General features: G+C 41.7%; 9 protein-coding genes and 1 pseudogene. 1 reads left to right on the forward strand and 9 read right to left on the reverse strand.

The annotated features are described in order from the left end of the window. Positions 1-182 (forward strand): hypothetical protein (locus F6K20_RS14830; protein ID WP_287295127.1); only part of this gene is annotated, 182 nt, incomplete at its 5' end. A 16-nt stretch (positions 183-198) separates the two neighbouring features. Here F6K20_RS14830 and F6K20_RS14835 read toward each other — a convergent pair. The 9 genes and pseudogenes from F6K20_RS14835 to F6K20_RS14875 form a co-directional block, all read right to left on the reverse strand. Next, positions 199-1,029 carry a DUF3050 domain-containing protein gene (locus F6K20_RS14835; RefSeq protein WP_008185409.1) on the reverse strand — a complete coding sequence of 277 codons (831 nt, stop codon included), beginning with the start codon at positions 1,027-1,029 and terminating at the stop codon, positions 199-201. 370 nt (positions 1,030-1,399) lie between these two features. Continuing rightward, a complete protein-coding gene (locus F6K20_RS14840; RefSeq protein WP_287295129.1) occupies positions 1,400-2,602 on the reverse strand; it encodes a 4-hydroxybenzoate 3-monooxygenase in 1,203 nt (400 codons plus the stop codon). Positions 2,603-2,800: 198 nt separating this feature from the next. Next, complete coding sequence (locus tag F6K20_RS14845; RefSeq protein WP_008185405.1) at positions 2,801-3,244, reverse strand: carboxymuconolactone decarboxylase family protein; 444 nt, start codon at positions 3,242-3,244, stop codon at positions 2,801-2,803. 57 nt (positions 3,245-3,301) lie between these two features. After that, positions 3,302-3,928 carry an FMN-dependent NADH-azoreductase gene (locus F6K20_RS14850; RefSeq protein ID WP_008185403.1) on the reverse strand — a complete coding sequence of 209 codons (627 nt, stop codon included), beginning with the start codon at positions 3,926-3,928 and terminating at the stop codon, positions 3,302-3,304. 312 nt (positions 3,929-4,240) lie between these two features. Beyond that, on the reverse strand, positions 4,241-5,260 hold the full coding sequence (locus tag F6K20_RS14855) for a methyltransferase (protein WP_008185401.1): 1,020 nt from the start codon (positions 5,258-5,260) through the stop codon (positions 4,241-4,243). A gap of 57 nt (positions 5,261-5,317) precedes the next feature. Beyond that, entirely contained in the window at positions 5,318-7,015 is a 1,698-nt protein-coding gene (locus tag F6K20_RS14860) for a class I adenylate-forming enzyme family protein (protein WP_287295130.1), read from the reverse strand. 77 nt (positions 7,016-7,092) lie between these two features. Further along, positions 7,093-7,386: a hypothetical protein gene (locus tag F6K20_RS14865; protein WP_008185397.1), complete on the reverse strand. Its 294-nt coding sequence runs from the start codon at positions 7,384-7,386 to the stop codon at positions 7,093-7,095. Between the two features lie 280 nt (positions 7,387-7,666). Next, the gene (locus F6K20_RS14870; protein ID WP_287295132.1) at positions 7,667-7,792 is read right to left on the reverse strand and encodes a hypothetical protein; all 126 of its coding nucleotides are present in this window, start codon (positions 7,790-7,792) and stop codon (positions 7,667-7,669) included. Then, positions 7,777-8,114: pseudogene (locus F6K20_RS14875) on the reverse strand (3-dehydroquinate synthase II domain-containing protein); the annotation flags it as partial. The pseudogene F6K20_RS14875 and the gene F6K20_RS14870, both read right to left, overlap by 16 nt.

Genomic DNA, 8,114 nt, shown 5'->3' on the forward strand with positions numbered 1-8,114 from the left:
CAGCATACGGCATGCGCTATAGTTTGTGGTTGGTGTCTGGACGTCAGCCCTTCCCTTCTAGGATACTGCTAGCGAACGGTAAACAATATCGAATGAGCCCTATAATACCACGGAATTTCGATGACCCTTCCCTGTTCCCTGTTCCCTGTTCCCTAAAAACCCAGAACTTTGTACCTCACTAAATTGCAAACCGCCGTATTACATCTCAAGCAGCGCTATATCATTCTCTTTGTTGAGCTGAATCAACTCAGCTACACCATCCCATAGAGCATAGCGTGCTTTGAGAGCATTCTCAGCAGAATTGAAAGCTTGCTCCCATTTCACAGGATCATCACCACAAAGATTTTTTAAGAGTTTTTTACCCATCGGAACATGCTGATCCTCATCCAGAAAATTATGCCTGTCTAGATAGAGACGCAAAGAATCCCAAGTAAATCCATAGAGACTATCTAAAGTAGCAATAACCTGTCTGAACATAGCAGGAATGATATCTTCTCGACCTAGTAGAAAAGCGGCAGCTACTTCATGGGTTGACTTAGTCGTAGTTTCCAACGTGAATTTAACAAACGTTTTGGTTAATTCAGGTATCGAAATAGAAGCTAGAGTTTGGTTAGCTGGAATACCTTTTCTAAGAGAAGAGATAAACGTTTTAATTGGATTAGTATCAGCACCTATCTCTGTCATAGCCACCAGATAGAGATCATAGTGACTGATGTAATTTCCTGGTGAGACTTCATCAGTCTCTTCAGCTAAAACAATCTCATTCACCATCCTGGCAGAATTAATATCTGTTGGTGGCACCCAAGGTACATCCAAGCAAGTGACTCGGTGTTGAAGAGTCTTAATCAGAGACATAAAATCCCAAACAGCAAACACGTGAGACTCCATAAATATCTGTAGAGATACCAAGTCATTTAACTGTTGGTAAAGGGGGTGGTTTATCAGAGCCATACGGCTTGGTTTAAGTTGTTCTTCCAGCTGAGTGTAATAGTCGAAACTCTTATAATTTTGCATTTCGATAATCTTCATGATTTGTCTCCTTAATAACCTATAGAGTTGTTTAATTTTGTGAGGCACAAAGTCCTCGGTTTTAGGGAACAGGAAACAGGGAGGTGTATCTCACTTTTGTAAATTTTGCGTAGGGTGCGTTAGGGGTGGGCTCGCCCTGATTTTCTGCCTCTTCGCCACCATTGAAATAGCCCACCCCGTAACGCACCACCGAGTCAAACAGCTTTTAGGAGATGCACCCGAACAGGGAAGATAGAAGAGGGAATAGCAAGGAAATTGCATCAAGACAGGAAAAAAATTCTGTGTACCTCTCAGATAGGGCTCTTTAATGAATTGTGATAATTTTGTTCCCTAATCCCTACTCCCTACTCCCTACTCCCTATTCCCTTTCCTAGATAATACCGACATAATTTCTGGCAAAATCCCTAGCAAATGTCACCGATGTAGACAATTGCTTCAATTTCGATTCACTCAACTTATTGAAGAAACGGACATTGTCTACATCCTTCTCTTCAGACTTATGGAGCATATGCAACATCGAACAAGAGAATTCTTGAGCACGCCAAATATAGGGCAAACGAACTTCCGAGTAGCGTTTCAGGTAAGAAATATCCCGTTTTTCCTGGTAGTAACTTACCAATACTTCTCCGAGAACACCCGCATCCTGTACCGCCAGATTTAAACCTTTCCCACCGCAAGGTGTAATAATGTGACCCGCATCACCAGCTATCAATAACCGTTGGTACTGTAAAGGTTCCATAACATAACTGCGCATGGATAAAATCCGCTTGTCAAAGATTTCCCCTTCTTTCAACCTCCATTCTTTTTTCGCCAGACGCTTTGCCAAGGTACTCCAGATCCGTTGATCAGGCCAATTTTTAAGCTCATCATCAAGTGAAACTTGTAAGTAATAACGAGAAATCTTGGCATTGCGCGGCATGTGAGCTCCAAAGCCATCATGATCCAAGCCATAGATGACATGTTTTGCAGAAGGTGGTGCGTAAGCTAAAATTGCCAGCCAGCCGTAGGGATGCTGTTTTGTGTAGATGTCTACCGCTCCGTCTGGAATTGATTGGCGCGAGAGTCCATGATACCCATCACACCCTGCTACAAAATCAGCATGAATCGTGATCGTGGTGTCACCATCCTTGTCGTAACACTCAACAATGACGCCGTCATCGGTTTGAGTAATTTTTTTCCCCTCATGGCGTAACAGTAACTTACCACCTGCATCCAGATATCTTTGGATCAGATCGTCATTGAGATCGCTTTGGGGATAAATGTAATGGACATCCCCATCAGCTAACTTTCCGTAATCAAAGACAACGCTGTAATCAGGGTAACGAAATTCACAGGTATCATGGGTATACCCCTTTTGGAAAATTGTATCCGCTAGACCATGTTTTTTGAGTAGGTCAACTGTCGTGCTTTCCAGGACACCTGCACGCGCCCTCGTATATATTTCCTCGCGGTTGTATCTATCCGCAATGATACAATCAATCCCATTTTGTAGCAGGATATTACCAACTACAATGCCAGCTGGACCTGAACCTAAAATACAAACTGATGTTTTCAATGCTGTACTATTAGTCATGGTTTAAGCTACCTCTTTAGTTAGATTTGAATAAAAGGAAAGCAAATTTTATTAACAAACACCTTCTGTAAGCAGTCAGCGGTCAGCATTCAGCAGTCAGCATTAAGCAGTCAGCGGTCAGCTTAAAATAAACTTCTTTGGCCATAGGCTGATAGCTGTTCGCGTAGCGTGCGCGTAGCGCTTAAGCTTACACATCCTCTAATAGGTACCTGGAATCATTTTTGTAGTAATAGCAATACGATTCCAAGCATTGATCGTTACAATAGCCATCAAAAGTTTAGCTATTTCAGTTTCCGAAAAATAGCGACTTACCTCTTCATAAACTGAATTCGGTACCTGATTCTCTGAAATCAGAGTCACTGCTTCAGTTAGCTCTAATACAGCTCGATCTTCCGGACTAAAAAACGGCGTTTCTCGCCAAGCATTTAGAACATAAATTCGTTGTTCTGTTTCTCCATTACTTCTGGCTTCTTTTGTATGCATATCGATACAAAACGCACATTTATTCAGTTGAGAAGCACGAATTTTAATTAACTTTATCAGTGTTTTGTCTAACCCACTTTTATTCACATAATTTTCCAAGGAATTCATGGCTAAATAAGCTGCTGGTTCAACTTTTTTTAATTCCAATCTTGCTTCCATTTAAATACCTCAATTGGTTGGTAAAATTACAAATTTAACTTTTGACGTTTTACGTGATTACCACATTCCTACTGCTTGATCAAGCTCAGCACGGGCATTGGCCAAAGATTCCTGACGGGCTTCTTCCCCTAAATCTAGTTTCTCGGCATGAATAAAGGTGATATCTGTAATGCCAATAACTCCAAAGATAGCCCTTAAAAAAGGTTCCTGATAATCGTAATCAGCACTAGGGTTTCCTGGAGAGAAACTACCACCACGAGCTGTAAAAATTAGCATTTTCTTTCCCTTAGGAACTAAACCCCGATATTGACCAGCTTCGTCAAAGGTAAAGGTGCGATTAAATCGGACAATTTGATCGATATAAGCTTTGAAGGTAGATGGAACATTGAAGTTGTACATGGGAATGCCAAAAACATAGCGATCGGCTGCTATAAATTCATCCACCAAAGTATCTGATACTTTAATTGCGTCTACCAATTCAGGATTGCGTTTTTCGGGAGGACAAAATGCTGCAGCAATCCACTTTTCATCCACATGGGGGACAGGATTATGACCTAAATCTCGATAGGTTACAGTGTCGTCTGGATAGAAAGACTTCCAAGTTTGAATAAACCGATTAGACAATTGCCGAGAAATAGAGCGATCGCCACGGGGACTAGCATCAATGTGAAGAATATGGGTCATAATTAAGTTGAAGGTTGTTCGCGAAGCGTGGCCAATAGGCCAAGGTGGTTTAGTTGTTCGCGAAGCGTGGCCGAAAGGCCAAGGTTGTTCGCGAAGCGTGGCCAATAGGCCAAGGTGGTTTGGTTGAAGGTGGTTTGGTTTAAGGGTTAAGGTGGTTTGCTTTAAGGTTCAGAATATAACCTGTAACCTGGTAACCTAGTAACCTAGTAAGCTGTAACCTGTAAACTCTAACCTGTAACCTTCAACCTGCTAACCTTCAACCTGCTAACCTCCTAACCTGTAACCGCGTCACCGCGTCACCTGTAATTGGGATTATTTGATGCCTACTGCCATTGAGTAAGCTCCTACAAGAGGTTTAGTGTAAGTATCTTTGAATCCTACTTTGTCCATCCAAGCACAGCAGTCTGCTCCTGTATAGTCGAAACCCCCAAAGGTTTCGATCAGCATATTTAGGCTCATCAGTAACCCAAACCTGTTCTGGCAGCGCTGATCGTCGATTAGTGCGTCGTAGACAATCAATGCACCACCGGTCGGGAGTGCTTCGTAGGCTTTGGCAATTAACAGGTGCTTTTGTTCTAGATTCCAGTCATGCAGGATGTGTCCCATTACCAAAACATCAGCACTAGGCAGCATATCCTGGAAAAAGTCACCACCATGGAAGTCTAATCGCTGGCTAAGTCCTCTGGAAGCAACATATTCCTCGTAAATTGGGCGAACCACTGGCAAGTCGAACCCACCTCCATGTAAATGGTCGTGACTTAGGGCAACTGTTACTGGTAACTGCCCTTGAGCCGTACCGATATCGATAAAGGTCTGAAACTTCTCCCATGGAAATTTCTCAGCGATCGCCTTAGCTACTCCCATACTGATCCCAGACATCGCTTCCAGAAAGATTTTTAGGCGGGCGGGGTCCCCGTAAAGGGTGCCGAAGAAGTCTTCTCCATTTTTGGCTTCATTCTGGGGTTGACCGGTTCGTAACCCTTCTGTTAATGAACCCCAAAATCCATAGAGACGGCTGTTGCACATCTCTAGGCAACCACCGATATAGGAAGGCTTGGAGCGGTCAAGAAACAAATCACTTTCAGGCGTGTTACTGTAACGGTCATTACAACGCTCTAAAACGTTTAAAGCAACTAGTGCATCCAAAAAATCTCGCGCACTACGGGGATGAAGTGCTAGTTTTTCAGTCAATTCAGCAGCAGTCATAGAACTCTGAGCCAGTTCAGTAAACACTCCCAGTTCGACTGCACTTAAGAATGTCTTAGATGCTGAGAAAGCAAACCCCAATTCCAGTAGTTTGTCTGGTACCAGCTGTTTAGTAATTTCTTGCATTGACTAGTATCCTTCTAGTTTAATTTAGTAAAAAATGTTCAGTTAATTATCAACAATCTAAGACCTAACTTGAACTTTACTTTGCTGTGCATAAGCAAAATCATGAAGCCCTTTACCCTCTAAGTTATGCTCAGCACAAATTAGGATGTCCTGATATTGCTCGCGAAGCTTCCTTTTGAGGACTTTTCCTGTTGAACCTACAGGAAGATTACTGACGATTTGTAAAAAAGACAAGGGTTCAAACTTGTTATCCACTAGCTGCTTATTGATAGCAGTAATCAGAGCTGATGCTATAATATTTCCTGGCGCTTTAAGCTTGATAAAAGCAACCAATCCATCGAAGCCTTTTTCCTTAGGTACACCAATTATTGTACAATCAGCAACAGCTGAGTTGTTCTTCAAAATTAATTCCTCGATGGGTAAGGTATTGACTAAGCCACTAGCGCACTTAATAGCATCAACCGCACGATCCACGTGAAAAAATTTATTCTCCTGATCATAATAAGCCAAATCCCCACTAATCCAGTACCCTTGTTTATAACTTTTGAGGGTGCGGTTAGAATCATTCCAATAGCCTGGTGTAATAGTTGGAGATTTAATACCCAGGAAACCTACCTGATAGGGTGGCAGTAGATTTCCCTCCTCATCTAATACTACAGCTTTTACAAAACTGCGTGGCTTACCCATATATCGATTATACAAGCTTGTCTGGCGACTAGAGACTTTATTAAACAAAGCCATGCCGAGTTCTGAAGCACCTAGACCATCAATAAAGACTGATTTAGAATTCCCAGCATTTACCAGAGTCCTGATATGAGCTTCATGGGCAGCATCGCCCGTATTAATCCACATTTTTACAGAACTCAATTGGTCTTTTTCTAAAGAATGGGAAGCCATGTCGGCATAGGTTTGTGGAAAAGCTGCTACTATAGTCGCTTTAAGTTCTTTAGCTTGAGTAATAGCATTATTTCCAGATAAATCTGACAAAACCATAGTGGGTAATCCCAGTAAGGTGACTGTCATAAAGTAGCTAATTCCCGCCGAATGTGAACTAGGTAAGGCAAACAAAAATTTATCGGATTGACTAGCTGGGAAATTTAGCAGACGAATTCGTTTGCCAAAGAAAAACTGTTGATGCCCAAATATTACTGGCTTAGGCTTTCCAGTAGTACCAGAGGAATGACAGATCATAATTGGATGAGAATCTGTAGGAGAATATGGATACCACTGGGGAAGCTCTATCTCTGAGCTTTGAACAGATGTATTGTTGACATCTGTGGCAATAAACTTTAATGACTCATTAGTTTTGACGTAGCCACTAATAGTATCCAGGTGCTTCTGATCAGAATATAAACCAATGGCACCAACACGCCTGATAAAGTCAGCAGCAATATCAGGATCCATACGACCGTTTACCAAAACTGGAATAGCACCTAGGTTGTTTAGTGCTAAGTAATGGATAAAGTAACCTATTCCATCGTCTAAATAGATAGCAACAGGATCATTCTCACGAACGCCAGATTTCCTGTACCAAGAGGCATAGTTATCCACAACATCTTTTAAGGAAGATAAACTAAACCTGTTGATGGTCTCCCCTGTGAATGTTTGAAAAGGTTTTTCTAAAAACAAAAAATCATTGTTTCGATAAGGGTTATTAGCAACAGAGTACTGGAGAAAGTTACCACATCCTAATGGCTTGGTAAGGAATAACTTAAGTCTTTGGTACAATGGCAAAATAGTTGGGTTAATGTTCATGAGGTTAAATCCAAGTTCGTGTTGCAAGATAATTGATAATACCTAACAGATAATATAATGCCGATTTTTTTGACAATTTAAATCAAATTTGCAAGTTCACTATCAGACAAGATAATCTCCCCATAATCGGGAATCCAAGCTAGCCAGGTATTCTCAGATTCCCGACCTAAAATAAGAGCTTCTTCACAATGAATCGAGTTAGGGATATCAGGGGCTTTAACCCAAACTTGAGAGTCGGATTCTGCCTCAAGGTTACTTGAGTTAATCTCAATGGATTTGTCTTTAAAACCTAAGGTCGATTCAGTCTGCCTATTTTGTTTGGGCTTATAGTCTTTTGGCTTATAGCCATTTAAGCTAAGTAATTTACTCATTCTTAAATCCCCTCTTACTTGCTAATACATGTTGACTGTTTCCAAGGAAAGGAAATGATATCGTGTCCGGTTGTGCGCGATAGTGGTAAGCATTCAGCCGTCAGCTGTCAGCTGTCAGCTTAAAATAAACCTTTTTAGGGAGAATTTAATAGTTCGAGATTAATGAGAATTGAAAGTCTGGGGATTTGCCCATTAGCTTTGTGGCACAGGCTTTGGCCTTTGGCCACGCTGTGCGAACGACGCTGTGACGTAACTCAGATTAATCGAATGCTTACCTCTTTTATTCAAAAGCTGTTCGCAAAGCGTGCGCGTAGCGCATAGGCTGATGGCTGATAGCTGAATACTGACCGTTGTTTCTTTGGTAATCGATACTCCCGGACATGATATTATTTACTTTTCCAGACAAGACTCTTTAACTGGAAGCCCAACATGGCGTCCACTGGGCGCAGTATGACCAAGCAGCTTATCTCCAGGCTTTAATTCTGTGACATTCAGGACTTTACCACCAGGTCCAAGAACTCTTACATGCCAATCGTCTTGGACAATCACATTTACCGGAATTCCAGATTGAGACACTGCATCGATACTGAGTAGGGGACGAACTTCTATCTTCATCCTGCCTACAACTATTTCTCGTGCCTTGCCATCACAATTTACTCCTAATACTTTGTGTCCTGAACTGAGCTCACTAAGATAATTAGTTTGGCTAACACTAGACACTAAATAAG

Origin of the sequence: Moorena sp. SIO2C4 (assembly GCF_010672485.1) — a bacterium.
Taxonomy (GTDB): domain Bacteria; phylum Cyanobacteriota; class Cyanobacteriia; order Cyanobacteriales; family Coleofasciculaceae; genus Moorena; species Moorena producens.